The organism is Streptomyces sp. NPDC088097 (genome assembly GCF_044741845.1).
Classification (GTDB): Bacteria; Actinomycetota; Actinomycetes; order Streptomycetales; family Streptomycetaceae; genus Streptomyces.
The window spans coordinates 32,558-50,783 of record NZ_JBIUTJ010000020.1 but is presented as its reverse complement, the minus strand read 5'-3'; the positions used below and the strand labels follow the sequence as shown (position 1 = coordinate 50,783).

The following is an 18,226-nucleotide window of genomic DNA, read 5'->3' as shown; positions in this document are numbered from 1 at the left end:
TGCGGTCAGCCCGACAGGGCCCCGAAGGCCCCGTTCGCCAGTCTGCGCAGCAGGGACTCCGTCGCCTCGCGGCCGGGCGCCGCCAGGTGCGGGGTGGAGTTCAGCAGGCCGAAGACCGCGTGCACGCAGATCCGTACCTCCGCCTCCCCCACCCGGGGGTGCAGCTCGCGCACGGTCTCGACCCACAGCTCCACGTACTGCCGCTGGAGCTGGCGCACCAGCTTGCGGTCGGCGTCGCGCAGCCGGTCCAGCTCGCGGTCGTGCAGGGTGATCAGCGCCCGATCGTCCAAGGCGAAGTCGACGTGCCCCTCGATGAGGGAGGCGAGCAGCGCCTCCGGGTCCCCGGCCGCCTCGTCCACGCGGCGCCGGCCGCCCGTGAGCAGTCGCTCGCTGATGCCCACCAGCAGCTCGGCGAGCATGGCGTCCTTGCCCGCGAAGTGCCGGTACAGGCCGGGGCCGCTGATGCCGACCGCGGCCCCTATCTCGTCCACGCCCACGCCGTGGAATCCGCGCTCGGCGAAGAGTCGGGCGGCCTCACTGAGGATCTGCTCGCGACGGGTCGGGGCGGCCGCTCTGGTGCTCATGGAAATCCATTCTAGACAGGGCGGTTAGCGGTCGTTAACCTAGGCTCCCTGAGGGTTAACGAGTATTAACACAGCATGCACCGAGCAAGGGAGCTCGACCGATGCAGCAGGCACCAGCGCTGACGAGCGCCGCCGATCCGGCGTCCGAGGCCTGGCGGACCAACGAGGCCGCCCACCGCGCGCTCGCCGAGGGTCTGCGCGCCCGGCTGGAGGCGGCCCGTCTGGGCGGGGGCGAGAAGGCCCGCGCCCGCCACACCGCGCGCGGCAAGCTCCTGCCCCGCGACCGCGTGGACGCCCTCCTCGACCCGGGTTCGCCCTTCCTGGAGCTGGCCCCGCTGGCCGCCGAGGGGATGTACGGGGGCTCGGCCCCCGCCGCCGGGGTGATCGCGGGCATCGGCCGGGTCAGCGGTCGCGAGTGCGTCATCGTCGCGAACGACGCCACCGTCAAGGGCGGCACGTACTACCCGATGACCGTCAAGAAGCACCTCCGGGCCCAGGAGGTGGCGCTGGAGAATCGTCTCCCCTGCCTCTACCTGGTCGACTCGGGCGGCGCCTTCCTCCCCATGCAGGACGAGGTCTTCCCCGACCGGGACCACTTCGGCCGGATCTTCTACAACCAGGCCCGCATGTCGGGCGCCGGCATCCCGCAGATCGCCGCCGTCCTGGGGTCCTGCACGGCGGGTGGCGCCTACGTGCCCGCGATGAGCGACGAGGCCGTCATCGTGCGCGGCCAGGGCACGATCTTCCTGGGCGGTCCGCCGCTGGTGAAGGCCGCCACCGGCGAGGTGGTCACCGCCGAGGAGCTGGGCGGCGGCGAGGTGCACTCCCGGACCTCCGGGGTCACCGACCACCTCGCGGAGGACGACGCGCACGCGCTGCGGATCGTTCGGAACATCGTGGCGACCCTGCCCGAGCGCGGGGCCCTGCCCTGGTCGGTGGAGGCCCCCGAGGAACCGAAGGTGGACCCGTACGGCCTGTACGGCGCGGTCCCCGTCGACTCCCGGACCCCCTACGACGCCCGCGAGATCATCGCCCGGATCACCGACGGCTCCCGCTTCCAGGAGTTCAAGTCGGAGTTCGGGCAGACCCTGGTCACCGGCTTCGCCCGGATCCACGGCCACCCGGTCGGGATCATCGCGAACAACGGCATCCTCTTCTCGGAGTCCGCCCAGAAGGGCGCGCACTTCATCGAGCTGTGCGACCAGCGCGGCATCCCGCTCCTCTTCCTCCAGAACATCTCCGGCTTCATGGTCGGCCGTGACTACGAGGCGGGCGGCATCGCCAAGCACGGCGCCAAGATGGTCACCGCCGTGGCCTGCGCCCGGGTCCCGAAGCTCACGGTGGTCGTCGGCGGCAGCTACGGCGCGGGCAACTACTCGATGTGCGGGCGGGCGTACTCGCCGCGCTTCCTGTGGATGTGGCCCAACGCCAAGATCTCGGTGATGGGCGGCGAGCAGGCCGCCTCGGTGCTGGCGACCGTCAAGCGCGACCAGATCGAGGGCGCGGGCCAGGACTGGCCCGCCGAGGACGAGGAGGCCTTCAAGGCCCCCGTCCGGGAGCAGTACGAGGAGCAGGGCAACGCCTACTACGCCACCGCGCGGCTGTGGGACGACGGGGTCATCGACCCGATGGAGACCCGGCAGGTGCTGGGACTGGCCCTGACCGCGTGCGCGAACGCCCCGCTGGGCGATTCCCGCTTCGGCATCTTCCGTATGTGACGGGTGACAGGTGACGTGAGGACCATGCAGATGTTCAGCACTGTTCTGGTGGCGAACCGGGGCGAGATCGCGGTACGGGTCATCCGCACCCTGCGGCAGCTCGGCGTGCGCTCGGTCGCCGTGTTCAGCGACGCCGACGCCGACGCCCGGCACGTCCGGGAAGCCGACACAGCCGTGCGGATCGGCCCCGAGGCGGCCGCCGAGAGCTACCTGTCGGTGGAGCGGCTCCTGGACGCCGCCCGCCGCACGGGCGCGGAGGCCGTCCACCCCGGCTACGGGTTCCTCGCGGAGAACGCCGCCTTCGCGGCGGCCTGCGCCGAGGCGGGACTGACCTTCATCGGGCCCCCGGCGAGCGCGATCTCCCTGATGGGCGACAAGATCCGGGCCAAGGAGACCGTCAAGGCCGCGGGCGTGCCCGTGGTCCCCGGCTCCTCCGGCAGCGGCCTGACCGACGCCGAGCTGGCGTCGGCCGCCGCCGAGATCGGCATGCCGGTGCTGCTCAAGCCCTCGGCGGGCGGCGGCGGCAAGGGCATGCGGCTGGTGCGCGACGCGGGGCTGCTCGCCGAGGAGATCGCGGCGGCCCGGCGCGAGGCGCGCTCCTCCTTCGGCGACGACACCCTCCTGGTGGAGCGGTGGGTGGACCGGCCCCGGCACATCGAGATCCAGGTGCTGGCCGACGCCCACGGCAACGTGGTGCACCTGGGCGAGCGCGAGTGCTCCCTCCAGCGGCGCCACCAGAAGGTCATCGAGGAGGCCCCCTCGGTCCTGCTCGACGAGGAGACCCGGGCGGCGATGGGCGCGGCGGCCGTGGAGGCGGCCCGCTCCTGCGGGTACGTCGGGGCGGGCACGGTGGAGTTCATCGTCCCGGGCAAGGACCCCTCCTCCTACTACTTCATGGAGATGAACACCCGCCTCCAGGTCGAGCACCCGGTGACGGAGCTGATCACCGGGCTCGACCTGGTGGAGCAGCAGCTGCGGGTGGCCGCGGGAGCCCCGCTCGGCTTCGGCCAGGACGAGGTGCGCCTGACCGGCCACGCGATCGAGGCCCGGGTGTGCGCCGAGGACCCGGCGCGCGGGTTCCTGCCGTCCGGCGGGACGGTGCTGGCCCTGTCGGAGCCCTCCGGCGGCGCCGTGCGCACCGACTCCGGGCTGACGGCGGGGGTCCCCGTGGGCTCCGCCTACGACCCGATGCTGTCCAAGGTCATCGCGTACGGGCCCGACCGCGCGAGCGCCCTGCGGCTCCTGCGCGGGGCCCTCGCCGACACCGTGATCCTGGGCGTCCAGACCAACGCGGGCTTCCTGCGGCGGCTCCTGGCCCACCCGGACGTGGTCTCGGGCGAGCTGGACACCGGCCTGGTGGAGCGGGACCTCGCGGAGCTGCTGCCCGAGGGGGTCCCGCCGGAGGTGTACGCGGCGGCCGCGCTGCTGGCCGACCGGCCGGCCGCTCCGGCGGACGTCGCCTCCTGGGCCGACCCCTTCGACGCCCGCTCCGGCTGGCGCCTGGGCGGCGTCCCCGCCTGGACGGTCCACCACTTCCGCCTGCCGGGTACGGACCCGGTGGAGGTCCGCACCCGTCGGGCCGCGGGCTCCACCGAGATCCTCCTGGCCGAAGCCGGAACCGGAGCCGGGGCCGACGCCCGGCGCGGTCCGGCCGCGGGCCGGATCGTGTCCCGCACCGCGGACCTGGTCACGATCGAGCTGGCCGGCGTCACGCACCGGTTCTCCCACGCCGACTCCCCGGACGGGCTCTGGCTCGGCCGCGACGGCGACAGCTGGCACGTCCAGCACCACGACCCCGTCACGGCGAACGCCTCGGCGGGCTCGGGCGCCGACACCCTGGCCGCCCCGATGCCCGGCACCGTCACCGTCGTCAAGGTGGCCGTCGGGGACCGGGTGGCGGCCGGGCAGAGCCTGCTGGTGGTCGAGGCGATGAAGATGGAGCACGTCATCTCCGCCCCGCACGCCGGCACGGTCACCGGGCTCGACGTCGTCCCCGGGACCACCGTGGCCATGGACCAGGTGCTGGCCGTGGTCACCCCCGACGCGGAGGAGGAGAGCGCGTGAACGGGCTTCCCATGACCGTCCCGGCGGCCGGGCTGCCGGCCCGCGTCAGGATCCACGAGGTCGGCGCCCGCGACGGGCTGCAGAACGAGAAGACGACCGTCCCCACCGGGGTCAAGGCCGAGTTCGTGCACCGGCTGGCCGCCGCCGGCCTCACCACCATCGAGGCGACCAGCTTCGTGCACCCCAAGTGGGTGCCCCAACTGGCCGACGCCGAGCAGCTCTTCCCGCTGCTGTCGGACGTCCCGGCGCGGCTGCCCGTCCTGGTTCCCAACGAGCGCGGGCTCGACCGGGCGCTGGCCCTCGGGGCGACGCGCATCGCGGTGTTCGGGTCGGCCACCGAGACCTTCGCCGCCCGCAACCTCAACCGGACCGTCGCCGAGTCCCTCGCCATGTTCGAGCCCGTAGTGGCCCGGGCCAAGCAGGACCGGGCGCACGTGCGCGGCTACCTCTCGATGTGCTTCGGGGACCCCTGGGAGGGGGCCGTCCCGGTCGACCAGGTGGTCCGCGTCGCCAAGGCCCTGCTCGACCTCGGCTGCGACGAGCTGAGCCTCGGCGACACCATCGGCGTGGCCACGCCGGGCCACGTACGGGCCCTGCTGGACGCGCTGAACGAGGAGGGCGTGCCGACCGACCGGATCGGCGTGCACTTCCACGACACCTACGGCCAGGCCCTGTCCAACACCCTCGCCGCCCTCCAGCACGGCGTGAGCACCGTCGACGCCTCGGCGGGCGGCCTGGGCGGCTGCCCGTACGCCAAGAGCGCCACCGGAAACCTCGCCACGGAGGACCTGGTCTGGATGCTCGACGGCCTCGGCATCGAGACCGGGGTCGACCTGGCCGCCCTCACCGCCACGAGCGTGTGGATGGCCGAACAGCTGGGGCGCCCGAGCCCCTCCCGCACCGTCCGCGCCCTCTCCCACAAGGAGTAACGAAGACATGTCCCTCGACCACCGGCTCACCCCCGAGCACGAGGAACTCCGCCGCACCGTCGAGGCGTTCGCGCACGACGTCGTCGCTCCGAAGATCGGCGACCTCTACGAACGGCACGAGTTCCCGTACGAGATCGTCCGCGAGATGGGCCGCATGGGCCTGTTCGGCCTGCCCTTCCCGGAGGAGTACGGCGGCATGGGCGGCGACTACCTCGCCCTCGGCATCGCCCTGGAGGAGCTGGCCCGCGTCGACTCCTCGGTCGCCATCACCCTGGAGGCGGGCGTCTCCCTGGGGGCCATGCCGATCCACCTGTTCGGCACCGAGGAGCAGAAGCGGCAGTGGCTGCCGAAGATGTGCTCCGGCGAGGTGCTCGGCGCCTTCGGCCTGACCGAGCCCGACGGCGGCTCGGACGCGGGCGGCACCCGCACCACCGCCGTCAAGGACGGCGACGAGTGGGTGATCAACGGCTCGAAGTGCTTCATCACCAATTCCGGCACCGACATCACCGGGCTGGTCACCGTCACCGCCGTGACGGGCCGCAAGGCCGACGGACGCCCCGAGATCTCCTCGATCATCGTCCCGTCGGGCACCCCCGGCTTCACGGTCGCCGCCCCGTACTCGAAGGTCGGCTGGAACTCCTCGGACACCCGCGAGCTGTCCTTCCAGGACGTACGGGTGCCGCTCGCCAACCTGGTCGGCCAGGAGGGCCGCGGCTACGCGCAGTTCCTGCGGATCCTGGACGAGGGCCGGATCGCCATCTCCGCGCTGGCCACGGGCCTCGCGCAGGGCTGCGTGGACGAGTCGGTGAAGTACGCCAGGGAGCGCAAGGCCTTCGGCCGCCCGATCGGCGACAACCAGGCCATCCAGTTCAAGCTGGCCGACATGGAGATGCGCGCCCACATGGCCCGCGTCGGCTGGCGGGACGCCGCCTCGCGGCTGGTGGCCGGGGAGCCCTTCAAGAAGGAGGCGGCGATCGCGAAGCTGTACTCCTCCACGGTGGCCGTGGACAACGCGCGCGAGGCCACCCAGATCCACGGCGGGTACGGGTTCATGAACGAGTACCCGGTGGCCCGGATGTGGCGGGACTCCAAGATCCTGGAGATCGGCGAGGGCACCAGCGAGGTGCAGCGCATGCTGATCGCCCGCGAGCTGGGCTTCACCGCCTGAGTCGGGCGAAGCACCCGCACCGAGCCGGCGCGCCCCCGCGGGTGCGCCGGCTCGGTGCGTCGGGGGAGTGCGCCGGCTCGGTGCGTCGAGGGGCGTCCGGGCTCAGTGCGTCGAGGGGATCGAGGCGATCACGAGCGCGAGCGTCGGCGTCAGTGTCGCCACCGCGCAGACCGGCCAGTAGCGGCCGGGAGGCAGGCCGGTCCCGCGGCGCAGGGAGCGGTTGACCAGGCCCCACGCCAGGGCGAACAGGGCCAGGACCGGAGCGGCGACGATCACCCACGGCAGCGCGCCGTCGTTCTCCGTGGGCTCCCCCACGGTCCATCCCAGGGCCTTGAGCGGCCAGTTGGCGGCGAAGTACCACAGCAGCCACGCCGGCACGACCCCCGGCACGCCCAGTAGGAGGTTCACGCCGACGGCCGCCGGCCACCTCCATCCGCCCGCCCGGGCGGTGCGCTCGCCCGCCATCGGTGGCGTCACCGTTCGCCCGGGATCCGGTCGTGGTTCTCCGACACGTCGTCAAGGCCCATCGCTGCTCCCGTACTCCCAGGCGGCGGCACTGTCAGGGGTCCGTTATAGCCCACGAGCAGGTCGGTAGTGAGGTTAGGCTAGCCTTCCTAACGATGGCCGCGCACCCCCGACGGCCGTGACGTGCTCGTACGAAAGTGGACACCGCCATGCCCCGAAGCTCCTTCCTCACCCGCCGCGGCCTGATCGCCACCGGCGGCGCCCTCGGCCTCGTCGCCGCGCTCACGGCCTGCGGCGGGACCGACGGGGCCAAGGACGGCGCGGGCGACCAGGGGGCCGCCTCCTCGGGCGCCTGGTCCTTCAAGGACGACCTGGGCAAGACCGTCACGGCGAAGTCCACCCCGAAGAACATCGTCGCCTTCACCGGCACCGCCGCCGCGCTCGACGACTACGGCGTCAAGGTCAAGGGCGTCTTCGGCCCGACGAAGACCGCCGACGGCAAGCCCGACGTCCAGGCCGGCTCGCTGGACATCGGCAAGGTCCAGATCCTCGGCAACGTCTACGACGAGTTCAACGTCGAGAAGTACGCGGCCCTCCAGCCCGACCTGCTGGTCACCAACACCTGGGACGGCTCGTACTGGTACGTCCCCGAGGCCTCCAAGGACAAGATCCTCAAGCTGGCCCCGGCCGCCGCGATCAAGGTCGGCGGCGACGCCTCCCTCGACGCCGCGCTGGCCCGCACCGCCGACCTCGCCAAGTCCCTGGGCGCGGACCTGAACAGCAAGAAGACCGTCGACGCCAAGGCCCGCTTCGAGGCCGCCGCGGCCAAGCTCCGCGAGGCCACCAAGGCGAACCCGGGCATCAAGGTCCTCGTCGGATCGGGCTCCGCCAACCTGTTCTACGCCTCCACCCCGAAGACCTCCGCCGACCTGAAGTACTTCGAGAGCCTCGGCGTCGAGTTCGTCACACCCGACAAGCTCGACCAGGGCGGCTTCTTCGAGAGCCTCAGCTGGGAGAACGCCGGCAAGTACAAGGCCGACGTCATCATGCTCGACAACCGCACCGGCACCCTCCAGCCGGACGAGCTGAAGGCCAAGCCGACCTGGGCCGAGCTGCCCGCGGTCAAGGCCGGCCAGGTCGTCCCGCGCGTGACGGAGCCGATCTACTCCTACGACCGCTGCGCCCAGCTCCTGGAGAACCTGGCCGCGTCCGTCCAGAGCGCCAAGAAGGTCAGCTGACCCTCGGGCCTTCCGGGCCCCGTCGTCGCGGCGGGGGTTTCGACACGGTCCCTCGAAACCCCCGCCGCCCCAAAACCCCCGCCTCGTACCTACTCGCCCCAGGGGACGTCCGGCGCCCGGTGGTAGGCGATGTCCTGCGCGTCCAGGCGGGGCCCCTGCGCGGCCAGCCGGCGGGCGTAGCCGTCCCAGCCCAGCGCGCTCTTGGGGGACCAGCCCAGTTCGGCCAGGCCCAGGACGCGCGGGAACGCCATCAGTTCCCAGTCGCCCCGGTTCGCGATCGTCTCCGTCCACAGCGGGGCCTCGACCCCGAGCACGGCCGATTCCGGCAGCCCGGCCAGGTAGCTCCCCGGATCCCAGGAGTAGGACCGCTCCACCGGGACGTAGCCGGCCCAGGCCAGGCCCGGCTTCGTGGTCGCGTCGTACTTCATGTCCAGGTAGGCCCGGTCCGCCGGCGACAGGATCACCGGGTGGCCCGCCTTGCCGGCCGCCACCACGGCCGCCTTCTCCGCCGCGGCGGTCCTGTCGTGGCCCCAGTACTGGAGCACCGCGCCCGGCGCCGGGCGGGCCGTCGCGAGTTGGTGCCAGGCCACGACCGTCTTGCCGTGCCGGGCCACGACCTGCTGGGCCCGGTCCATGAAGGCCGCGTAGTCGGCCGCCGGGGTGGAGTGCGCCTCGTCGCCGCCGATGTGGAGGTACTTCCCCGGGGTCAGCTCGGCCAGTTCGCCGAGCACCTCGTCGATGAAGCGGTAGGTCAGTTCGTCGCCCACGCACAGCGAGCTGAAGCCGACCTTGATCCCGGTGTAGCGCTCGGGCGCCTTGCCGTCGCAGTTCAGCTCGGCGTAGGAGGCCTGCGCCGCGTTGACGTGACCGGGCATGTCGATCTCCGGGACCACGTCCACGTACCGTTCGGCGGCGTACGCCACCAGCTCGCGGTACTCCTCCTTCGTCCAGTGGCCGCCCGGGCCGCCCCCGACCTCGCTGCCCCCGCCGTACTCGGCGAGCTTCGGCCAGGAATCGACCGCCAGGCGCCAACCCTGGTCGTCGGTGAGGTGCACGTGGAGGGTGTTGACCTTGTACCGGGCGAGCTGGTCCACGTACCGCTCGACCTGCTCCAACGGGAAGAAGTGCCGGGCGACGTCGACCATCGCCCCCCGGTACGCGAAGCGCGGCGCGTCGGTGACCGTCCCGCCGGGCACCGTCCCCGTGCCCCGCACCGGCAGCAACTGCCTCAGGGTCTGCCCGGCGTGGAAGAGGCCGGTCGGGGTGCGGGCGGTCAGGGTGATCCCGGTGGGGTCGGTCCGCAGCCGGTAGCCCTCCTCCCCCGTCCCCTCGGCCGCCCCGTCGAGCAGCAGCCGGATGCCGTCCCCGTCCTGCCCGTCGACCACGGGCAGCGGGAGCCCGCTCGGCCCGCGCAGTTGCTCCGCGAGGAGTTCGCCGACCCGCCGGACCTCCTCGGAGGCGTCGGCGCCGGTACGGATCACCGTGCCCGCGCCGAAGAGGTAGCCGGGGCCGTCGGCCCGCGCGGAGGCGGGCGCGGGCACGAGCCGTTCGTAGGGACCGAGGGCGGCGGGGCGCGGACCGCCGGGTCTGCCGTCATCGGGCCCCGCGTCGCCGCGGGCCGGGGTGCAGGAGACGCAGACGCCGAGGGCGCCGAGGGCGAGGAGGGTGCCGAGCGTGCGTCGCAGGACTCTCATGCGCCCAGGTATAGGCCAATCGGGGCCCCGATGGTGGGGGAAGGGGCGGTGGGAGAATCACGGGATGGCGGAAATCATCCAGAAGGACGGTACGTGGACCTTCGACGGGGACACGGTGCGCATCGTGCCGGGCCGCGACAAGGGGGTGGGGCTGCTCCGGCAGCAGCTCGGCGAGGTGGCCGTACCGCTGCGCGCGGTGGCGGGGATCAGCCACGAGCCGGGGCGCAAGGCCGGCCGGTTGCGGCTGCGGCTGCGCGACGGGGCCGATCCGCTCCTCCAGGTGACGGGTGGACTGCTGCCGGAGGCCTCCGACCCGTACCGGCTGACCGTGGAGAACGACCGGACCGGGGTGGCGGAGTACTTCGTGGACGAGGTGCGGAACGCCCTGCTCCTGGACCGGGTGGACCCGGGGCCTGTGGACGCGTACCTGCTGCCCGGGCCGTCCGTGCCCCTGTCCGTGAGCGCGGGTGACGGGACGGCCTCCTTCGACGGGGACCGCGTCACGCTGAAGTGGAGCTGGACGGCGGAGTCGGCCAAGACGGCCGGGGGACCGCGCGACTTCCGCCTCGCGGACCTGCGCGCGGTGGAGTGGTTCCCGTCGCGGGGGCTGGAGAACGGCTGGCTGCGCTTCTCCCTGGCGGGGGTGCGGCAGGCCGGCCCGCCGAAGTACGACCCGCACGCGGTGGAGCTGTTCGGGCTCAAGAAGGACCCGCTGATGGCCCTGGTCGCGGCGGCCGTGGTGGTACGGATGCCACACCCCTCGGCCCGCGTCCCGGCCCCACCGGCCGCACTCCCCGCTCCGGCCGCACCCGCACCGCCGGCCCTGGCCGACTCCGGCCCGGCCCTGGCCGGCGAGGCGGCGGACCACGACACGCTGCTGCGGCGGCTGCGCGACCTCGGGGAACTGCACCAGGCGGGCATCCTCACCGCGGAGGAGTTCTCGGCGGCCAAGGCCGCCATTTTGGGTCGTTTCTGACCGACCGGGGCCGGAATGACCCACTCCGCTGGTCCAGACCAGCCTGATCCTGCCCGAAATCGGGCAGGATCTTTGCGTTCCGGCCTGTGGGCCGTCAGTATCTACGGGTGCCCGACCGCCGCCCGTCGCATGACGACCTCGTCGACCACCTGGTCCGCAGCACCGCGCTCCAGCGCGGGGAAGCCGCCCGGGTGGTGCTCGACGTGCTGGCGTACTTCGACGAGACGACCGAGGAGTTCGTCCGCCGCCGCCACCGCGAGCTGCAGTCCGGCGGGGCGGTCAACACGGAGATCTTCGAGCGCGTCGCGGCCGAACTGCCGCACCGCGCGGTGGCGCCCCCGGAGCTCTCGCTCCGGCAGCTGCGCCGCATCGTCTACGGCTGACCGGCCCGCGGGGCCGAACCGTCCGGGCACGGACACCGAACTTCAGGAGGGGCAACCGTATGTGCGGAATCGTGGGTTACATCGGCAAGCGTGACGTGGCACCGCTGCTGCTGGAGGGTCTCCAGCGCCTGGAGTACCGCGGGTACGACTCGGCGGGCATCGTCGTCAACAGCCCGAAGTCGGCGGCCCTGAAGGTCGTCAAGGCCAAGGGCCGGGTCCGCGAGCTGGAGTCCCGCGTCCCCAAGCGCTTCGCCGGCACCACCGGCATCGCCCACACCCGCTGGGCCACCCACGGCGCCCCGAGCGACATCAACTCGCACCCGCACCTGGACGCCGACCACAAGGTCGCGGTCGTCCACAACGGCATCGTCGACAACGCCTCCGAGCTGCGCGCCAAGCTGGAGGCCGAGGGTGTGGTCTTCCTCTCGGAGACCGACACCGAGGTCATCGTCCACCTCGTCGCCCGCTCCGAGGCCGACACCCTGGAGGAGAAGGTCCGCGAGGCGGTCAAGGCGATCGAGGGCACCTACGGCATCGCCGTCATGCACGCCGACTTCGCCGACCGCATCGTCGTCGCCCGCAACGGCTCTCCCGTGGTCCTCGGCATCGGCGAGAAGGAGATGTTCGTCGCCTCGGACGTCGCCGCCCTCGTCGCCCACACCCGCCAGGTCGTCACCCTCGACGACGGCGAGATGGCCACCCTGAAGGCCGACGACTTCCGCACCTACACGACGAGCGGCGCGTCCACCACCGCCACCCCGGAGACCGTCGAGTGGGAGGCCGCCTCCTACGACATGGGCGGCCACGACACCTACATGCACAAGGAGATCTCCGAGCAGGCCGACGCGGTCGACCGCGTCCTGCGCGGCCGGATCGACGACCGCTTCAACACCGTCCACCTCGGCGGCCTGAACCTGGACCCGCGCGAGGCGCGCGGCATCCGCCGCGTCAAGATCCTGGGCTGCGGCACCTCGTACCACGCCGGTCTCATCGGAGCCGGCCTGATCGAGAGCCTGGCCCGGATCCCCGCCGACGCCGAGCCGGCCTCCGAGTTCCGCTACCGCAACCCGGTCGTGGACCCCGACACCCTCTACATCGCCGTCTCCCAGTCCGGCGAGACCTACGACGTCCTCGCGGCCGTCCAGGAGCTCAAGCGCAAGGGCGCCCGCGTCCTCGGCGTGGTCAACGTGGTCGGCTCGGCCATCGCCCGCGAGGCCGACGGCGGCGTGTACGTGCACGCCGGTCCCGAGGTCTGCGTCGTCTCCACCAAGTGCTTCACCAACACGGTGGTCGCCTTCGCGCTGCTCGCCGTCCACCTCGGCCGCATCCGCGACCTGTCGGTCACCGACGGCAAGCGGATCATCGAGGGCCTGCGCAAGCTGCCCGCGCAGATCCAGGAGATCCTCGAAGGCGAGGAGGACATCAAGAAGCTGGCCGCCGAGTACGCCGAGGCCAAGTCGATGATGTTCATCGGCCGGGTGCGCGGCTACCCGGTCGCCCTGGAGGCCTCCCTGAAGCTCAAGGAGATCTCCTACATCCACGCCGAGGCCTACCCCGCCTCCGAGCTCAAGCACGGCCCCCTCGCCCTGATCGAGCCGGCGATGCCGACGGTCGCGATCGTCCCGGACGACGACCTGCTGGAGAAGAACCGCGCGGCCCTGGAGGAGATCAAGGCCCGCAGCGGTCGGATCCTGGCGGTCGCCCACCGTGAGCAGGAGAAGGCCGACCACACCATCCTCGTTCCCAAGAACGAGGACGAGCTGGACCCGATCCTGATGGGCATCCCGCTCCAGCTGCTGGCGTACCACACGGCCCTGGCCCTGGGCCGGGACATCGACAAGCCGCGCAACCTGGCGAAGTCCGTCACCGTCGAGTAGCCGCGCCGCCGGTCACGGCACGACGCACGAAGCGGCCCCCCGGGATCTCCCGGGGGGCCGCTCCCTCTTCTCCGCTTACCTCTTCCCGCCGACCGCCGACCGCCGGCCGTAGCCACCGGCCGTAGTCGTCAGCCCGTGGCGACGGCGCCGCCCCGCGAGGTCTTCCCGAAGGCCACGGGCCAGTGCGCCAGGGCCGCGGTGGCCCCGTACCAGGCCAGCAGCCCGGAGACCGCCGCGACCCAGCCGGCGATCTTGGCGAGCATGCCGCTGTCCGCGAAGGCGCCGATCGCGAGGAGCACCAGGGCGAGGGTGAACAGGCCGTACACGCCCTGTCCGAACGGTCCGCGCGCCGCACCCACCGTGAGGGTCAGGCCGAGCAGCGCGAACAGGACGAGGAAGGCTCCGGCGGCATCCGCCGAAACCTTTCCGTCGGCGCCCGTCGCCCAGGTGAACCAGAAGGCGCCGAGGCCCGCGAACGCCGTGCCGTTGAAGCCGTTGCCGCCCCGGAACTCCAGGATCCCGAGGACGAAAAGGGCGAGTCCGCCGACGTAGGTCGCGAGCGACACGGAGTTGGCCGCGGTCACACCGTCGATGATGCCGGTGTAGCCGATGCCGAACGCGAGAAGGGTCAGCCCCAGGGCGATGTGCCCCAGGGTCGAAATCGAGGCCGTGCTTCCCGCAGAGACGTCATTGTCCACGGCGGGCTCCCTTCGATCTGCAGTTGTTTGCTGCGTCCCAGCAGCATTTATCTACCCTTTACAAGGGGGTTCACAACCGCACGATCGACACACAGTGGGTTACGGAATGACAACAACGGGTCGCTGTGCCCGCTTCGCCAGCCGTCCGGCAACGGATCCGAAGATCCGGCCCACGATCCCGTGCGTGGAGCCGACCACGATGGCGTCCGCCGAGTACTCCCGGCCGACCTCCTCCAGCTCGTGGCAGATGTCCCCGCCGCGCTCGACGAGGATCCACGGCACCTCGGCCAGGTAGTCCGCGCAGGCCAGCTCCAGCCCCAGCACCTCGGTGCGGTGGTCCGGGACGTCGACGAAGACGGGCGGCTCACAGCCGGCCCAGACGGTGGTGGGGAGACGGTTGGCCACGTGCACGATGATCAGACCGGAACCCGATCGCCGGGCCATTCCGATCGCGTACGCGAGCGCGCGCTCGCTGGACGTGGAGCCGTCGAAGCCCACCACCACGCCGTGCCGGAAGGCAGGGTCGCAGGGCAGGCGTGTCTGTTCCACCGCGCGCAGGTCGCTCGATGCGGAATCGGCGAGGGGTTTGCGCTTGCGGTCCGCGGGTTCGGGGAGTTCGTGACCGGCCATGAGTGTCTCGGCGAAGGGTCCTCAGGGGGAAGCGGCAGGGGCGGTTTCGGCGGCGCAGGTTGACGACGCAGTGTTACGGAGCTCTGTCCGGGAAGCATCTTCCCAAGCCCTTACCCACCAGGGTACGGCGACACTCCCGTCCTGCACAGGTCATGCCGCCCTTGGAGAGCGTCCCAGGGAGCATGCCGGAGCGGCGCCGCGTTGGCAATGTCCGCTGTCCCCTACAGCCAGTGACGACCGGGCCGCCTGCCACCCGTGCGCGCAGTGACCGAGCCCCGCACCGGGACGTTGGACAGGAGTCCGACCGTCCAGGAAGAGCCCGCAGGGAGTACGCCGTGCCCGGCCATCCGGTTCACCCCGTCCAACCCGTCCAGCCCGCTCCGCCGACGAATCACGCCCCGCCGCCCCGCTCCGGGGCGTCGCCCGGGCACTCCACTGTTCACCCGTCCGTGCAGCACGCCGGGCGCGTCCCCGACGACCCGGCGGGTGACGTGGTCCGTTGGGCCGCGTTCAGCTGCCTGCTCGTCCCCGTCGTCCTCGTCGTCTACGGGACCTCGTACGGCGGGGCGGCCGTGGCGACCCTCGGGCTGGCCGCCGTCACCGCCGCCTGCCGGGTGTTGCTGCGGTACTCCGAGAAGGCGGAACGGGCCGCCGCCCGGGTGCGCACGCAGGAGCCGCTGCCCCTGGGCCACCGAGGTCGGCACTCCCGCGGCGGAGCCGGATCGCACCGCGGATGCCACGGCTCCGGGGGGCTTTCCCCTCACGACTGACCGATTCGCACGTACACACCCGGTTGTTTTCAGCCAACTTCCCGACCGGGTGCCCACCTTGCCGGAATGTCCCCCCAACCCCCCTACCACCAGCGACTACAGAGCCCGGGGGGCGTCTCGCCCCCATGAGTACTGGCCATGGCCGGACGGCGAGCTTCCCACCCGGGTAGCGGAGTGGAACGCTTCCTGATCGAATGCTTTTCGCCAAGTTGCCAAGTCGACATAGCGCTGCGTGCTGAACTTGTCACGCCGACACCACGGGACGCAGTAGATTCGATCATGTATTTACGGCGGGGGATCCACGTGCAAGGCCGAGGGGAAACGTGCAGGTGCGACCAGACCAAGGAGTCGCGACACCCAAGGGGGGCTTAGCGCCATGAGCCAGGATTCCACCGCCGTCGTCGCGGACGCGGGCCGGAAGCTCGCGGGGCGTCGCCGCAGGGAGATCGTCGCGGTGCTGCTGTTCAGCGGCGGACCGATCTTCGAGAGTTCCATTCCACTCTCCGTGTTCGGCATCGACCGGCAGGACGCGGGAGTTCCACGCTATCGACTACTCGTGTGCGCCGGGGAGGACGGTCCGCTGCGGACCACCGGCGGACTCGAACTGACCGCGCCGTACGGGTTGGAGGCGATCGCCCGGGCAGGCACGGTCGTCGTGCCCGCATGGCGCTCCATCACCTCACCGCCGCCGCCGGAGGCGCTCGACGCACTGCGTCTGGCGCACGAGGAGGGGGCCCGGATCGTCGGTCTGTGCACGGGAGCCTTCGTGCTCGCCGCCGCCGGACTGCTGGACGGCCGGCCCGCGACGACGCACTGGATGTACGCGCCGACGCTGGCCAAGCGGTACCCGTCCGTCCACGTCGATCCGCGCGAGCTGTTCGTCGACGACGGCGACGTGCTGACGTCGGCCGGCACCGCGGCCGGAATCGACCTGTGCCTCCACATCGTGCGCACGGACCACGGGAGCGAGGCGGCCGGGGCACTGGCCCGCAGGCTCGTCGTCCCACCGCGCCGCACGGGCGGCCAGGAGCGCTACCTCGACCGGTCGCTGCCCGAGGAGATCGGCGCCGACCCGCTCGCCGAGGTCGTCGCCTGGGCGCTGGAACACCTCCACGAGCAGTTCGACGTGGAGACGCTGGCCGCCCGCGCCTACATGAGCAGGCGCACCTTCGACCGGCGGTTCCGTTCGCTCACCGGCAGCGCTCCGCTCCAGTGGCTGATCACCCAGCGGGTGCTCCAGGCACAGCGGCTTCTGGAGACCTCCGACTACTCGGTCGACGAGGTCGCCGGGCGCTGCGGGTTCCGCTCGCCGGTCGCGCTGCGCGGGCACTTCCGTCGGCAGCTGGGGTCCTCCCCCGCCGCCTACCGCTCCGCCTACCGGGCGCGCCGGCCGCAGGCCGACGTGTCCCAGATCTCGGAGCTGTCCGGATCTCCGCTGCCGCACCAGCGCACTCCGCAGCCGCAGCGGACGGCGGCGGCCCTGGCCGCCTCCGGTCCGAGCGTGACGGAGCTGTACTCCCCGGGCCGGGTGCTGCGCGAGCACGCGTAGTCGCACGCTCCGGGCGGCCGCCCGATCCGGGTCCCCCACATCGGCCGAGCGCCGATGTGGGGGACCTTCGGCATAAGGTGGGGCGCATGAACGATCGCATGGTGTGGATCGACTGCGAGATGACCGGGCTCTCGTTGACGGACGACGCACTTATCGAGGTGGCCGCACTGGTCACCGACTCGGAGCTCAACGTGCTCGGCGAAGGCGTGGACATCGTGATCCGCCCGCCGGACGCGGCCTTGGAGACCATGCCGGACGTGGTGCGCGAGATGCACACCAACTCCGGCCTGCTCGACGAGCTGGCCGCGGGCACCACCCTGGCCGACGCGGAGGCGCAGGTCTTGGCCTACGTCCGCGAGCACGTCAAGGAACCCCGCAAGGCCCCGCTGTGCGGGAACTCGGTCGGTACCGACCGCGGCTTCCTGCTGCGGGACATGGCCGCGCTGGAGGGCTTCCTCCACTACCGGATCGTGGACGTGTCCTCGGTCAAGGAGCTGGCGCGCCGCTGGTACCCCCGGGCCTACTTCAACAGCCCGCCGAAGAACGGCAACCACCGGGCGCTGGCGGACATCAAGGAGTCCATCGCCGAGCTGCGCTACTACCGCGAGGCGGTCTTCGTCCCGCAGCCGGGGCCGGACTCGGACACGGCCCGCTCGATCGCCGCGAAGCACGTGGTGGGCAGCGAGTAGGGCACCGCGCCACCTTCCGGAGGGGGGCGCGGGAAAAGGAGGGAGCGAGCACCCTTCCGAACCCTGTACGCTTTTCTTCGGCCGGTCGTTCTGCGACCGGGCATGGTGGGTGTAGCTCAGTTGGTAGAGCACCTGGTTGTGGTCCAGGTGGCCGCGGGTTCAAGTCCCGTCACTCACCCTGATGGAAGGCCCCGTTCCGCGACAGCGGAACGGGGCCTTCCGCGTACCCGTCTCGAACCTCTGCGTCACACAGGCACACCTGAGCCATGGAGCATCCGATGTCGATCGTTTCCCCCGCCGCGGGCGCCCGGAGCCGCGCCGAGCTGCTGACCCGCATCGCCATCGGGAGCCGACGCCACCACGCCGACCACTCCCTCCTCGACCAGGCCCTGGCCGACCGCGTGGGACTGCACCCGACCGACCTGCAGTGCGTGGCCCTCCTGGACATCGAGCCCGGCCCCGTGAGCACCGGGGACGTCGCCCGCCTCACCGGCCTGACCTCGGGCTCCGCGACCCGCCTCGTCGACCGGCTGGTCAAGGCCTGCATCGTCGAGCGGCAGGCCGACCCGAACGACCGCCGCCGCTCCCTCGTCGTCCTGACCCCCACCGCCCGCGAGCGCGTCGGCGCGGCCCGGGAGGTCCCGGGCCGGGCGTTCGACGCGCTGCTGGAGGGCTACTCCGACGCCGAGTTGTCCGTCATCGGCGACTACCTCCACCGGTCCGCCGAGGTGGGGCGGGCGCAGGCCCGGCGGCTGAACTCCACAGAGCCCGCCTGAGGGCACCCGCGCCCGTAG

The 18,226-nt window shown here is 72.1% G+C and carries 17 protein-coding genes and 1 tRNA gene; 13 read left to right on the top strand and 5 right to left on the bottom strand.

The window, feature by feature from the left end:
• Window positions 1-5: 5 nt before the first annotated feature.
• Window positions 6-584, bottom strand: a complete 579-nt coding sequence (locus tag ACIOD1_RS32635; RefSeq protein WP_365628913.1) for a TetR/AcrR family transcriptional regulator — start codon at window positions 582-584, stop codon at window positions 6-8.
• 101 nt (window positions 585-685) lie between these two features.
• Between ACIOD1_RS32635 and ACIOD1_RS32630 the strand changes: the two genes are divergently transcribed.
• The 4 genes from ACIOD1_RS32630 to ACIOD1_RS32615 are packed head-to-tail and all read left to right on the top strand — an operon-like array spanning window position 686 to window position 6,463.
• Window positions 686-2,302, top strand: coding sequence for a carboxyl transferase domain-containing protein (locus tag ACIOD1_RS32630; RefSeq protein WP_365628910.1), 1,617 nt, complete (start codon window positions 686-688; stop codon window positions 2,300-2,302).
• Window positions 2,303-2,332: 30 nt separating this feature from the next.
• A complete protein-coding gene (locus tag ACIOD1_RS32625) occupies window positions 2,333-4,366 on the top strand; it encodes a biotin carboxylase N-terminal domain-containing protein (RefSeq protein ID WP_365628907.1) in 2,034 nt (677 codons plus the stop codon).
• An 11-nt stretch (window positions 4,367-4,377) separates the two neighbouring features.
• A complete protein-coding gene (locus ACIOD1_RS32620; RefSeq protein ID WP_365628979.1) occupies window positions 4,378-5,295 on the top strand; it encodes a hydroxymethylglutaryl-CoA lyase in 918 nt (305 codons plus the stop codon).
• Between the two features lie 7 nt (window positions 5,296-5,302).
• Entirely contained in the window at window positions 5,303-6,463 is a 1,161-nt protein-coding gene (locus ACIOD1_RS32615) for an acyl-CoA dehydrogenase family protein (protein ID WP_365628904.1), read from the top strand.
• A 102-nt stretch (window positions 6,464-6,565) separates the two neighbouring features.
• Here the strand turns inward: ACIOD1_RS32615 and ACIOD1_RS32610 are convergent, their stop codons facing one another.
• Complete coding sequence (locus ACIOD1_RS32610; RefSeq protein WP_401906479.1) at window positions 6,566-6,928, bottom strand: hypothetical protein; 363 nt, start codon at window positions 6,926-6,928, stop codon at window positions 6,566-6,568.
• A 209-nt stretch (window positions 6,929-7,137) separates the two neighbouring features.
• Between ACIOD1_RS32610 and ACIOD1_RS32605 the strand changes: the two genes are divergently transcribed.
• Window positions 7,138-8,166, top strand: a complete 1,029-nt coding sequence (locus ACIOD1_RS32605) for an ABC transporter substrate-binding protein (protein ID WP_365628898.1) — start codon at window positions 7,138-7,140, stop codon at window positions 8,164-8,166.
• Between the two features lie 89 nt (window positions 8,167-8,255).
• Here ACIOD1_RS32605 and ACIOD1_RS32600 read toward each other — a convergent pair whose 3' ends face one another.
• A complete protein-coding gene (locus ACIOD1_RS32600) occupies window positions 8,256-9,860 on the bottom strand; it encodes a beta-N-acetylhexosaminidase (RefSeq protein WP_401906476.1) in 1,605 nt (534 codons plus the stop codon).
• Between the two features lie 64 nt (window positions 9,861-9,924).
• Here ACIOD1_RS32600 and ACIOD1_RS32595 point away from each other — a divergent pair, with 64 nt between their 5' ends.
• From ACIOD1_RS32595 to glmS, 3 genes are all read left to right on the top strand, one after another.
• Entirely contained in the window at window positions 9,925-10,836 is a 912-nt protein-coding gene (locus ACIOD1_RS32595) for a DUF4429 domain-containing protein (protein WP_365628893.1), read from the top strand.
• A 107-nt stretch (window positions 10,837-10,943) separates the two neighbouring features.
• Complete coding sequence (locus tag ACIOD1_RS32590; RefSeq protein ID WP_365628890.1) at window positions 10,944-11,219, top strand: hypothetical protein; 276 nt, start codon at window positions 10,944-10,946, stop codon at window positions 11,217-11,219.
• A 59-nt stretch (window positions 11,220-11,278) separates the two neighbouring features.
• Window positions 11,279-13,096 carry a glutamine--fructose-6-phosphate transaminase (isomerizing) gene (glmS, locus tag ACIOD1_RS32585; protein WP_365628887.1) on the top strand — a complete coding sequence of 606 codons (1,818 nt, stop codon included), beginning with the start codon at window positions 11,279-11,281 and terminating at the stop codon, window positions 13,094-13,096.
• Between the two features lie 128 nt (window positions 13,097-13,224).
• Here the strand turns inward: glmS and ACIOD1_RS32580 are convergent, their stop codons facing one another.
• Both ACIOD1_RS32580 and ACIOD1_RS32575 read right to left on the bottom strand, forming a co-directional pair.
• Window positions 13,225-13,794 (bottom strand): acetate uptake transporter, encoded by a 570-nt coding sequence (locus ACIOD1_RS32580; protein ID WP_401906472.1) that lies wholly within the window; start codon window positions 13,792-13,794, stop codon window positions 13,225-13,227.
• Between the two features lie 99 nt (window positions 13,795-13,893).
• Complete coding sequence (locus tag ACIOD1_RS32575; RefSeq protein ID WP_365628881.1) at window positions 13,894-14,424, bottom strand: universal stress protein; 531 nt, start codon at window positions 14,422-14,424, stop codon at window positions 13,894-13,896.
• A gap of 449 nt (window positions 14,425-14,873) precedes the next feature.
• On the opposite strand from ACIOD1_RS32575, the gene ACIOD1_RS32570 reads away from it, so the two are divergent.
• The 5 genes from ACIOD1_RS32570 to ACIOD1_RS32550 all read left to right on the top strand — a co-directional run bounded on the left by ACIOD1_RS32570 (window position 14,874) and on the right by ACIOD1_RS32550 (window position 18,208).
• The gene (locus ACIOD1_RS32570; RefSeq protein WP_401906469.1) at window positions 14,874-15,194 is read left to right on the top strand and encodes a hypothetical protein; all 321 of its coding nucleotides are present in this window, start codon (window positions 14,874-14,876) and stop codon (window positions 15,192-15,194) included.
• 376 nt (window positions 15,195-15,570) lie between these two features.
• Window positions 15,571-16,743: a helix-turn-helix domain-containing protein gene (locus tag ACIOD1_RS32565; protein WP_365628875.1), complete on the top strand. Its 1,173-nt coding sequence runs from the start codon at window positions 15,571-15,573 to the stop codon at window positions 16,741-16,743.
• Between the two features lie 86 nt (window positions 16,744-16,829).
• Window positions 16,830-17,432: an oligoribonuclease gene (gene orn, locus ACIOD1_RS32560; protein WP_365628872.1), complete on the top strand. Its 603-nt coding sequence runs from the start codon at window positions 16,830-16,832 to the stop codon at window positions 17,430-17,432.
• Between the two features lie 105 nt (window positions 17,433-17,537).
• Window positions 17,538-17,610: transfer RNA gene (locus ACIOD1_RS32555), tRNA-His, on the top strand.
• A 100-nt stretch (window positions 17,611-17,710) separates the two neighbouring features.
• Window positions 17,711-18,208 carry a MarR family transcriptional regulator gene (locus tag ACIOD1_RS32550; RefSeq protein WP_365628869.1) on the top strand — a complete coding sequence of 166 codons (498 nt, stop codon included), beginning with the start codon at window positions 17,711-17,713 and terminating at the stop codon, window positions 18,206-18,208.
• Window positions 18,209-18,226: the final 18 nt, after the last annotated feature.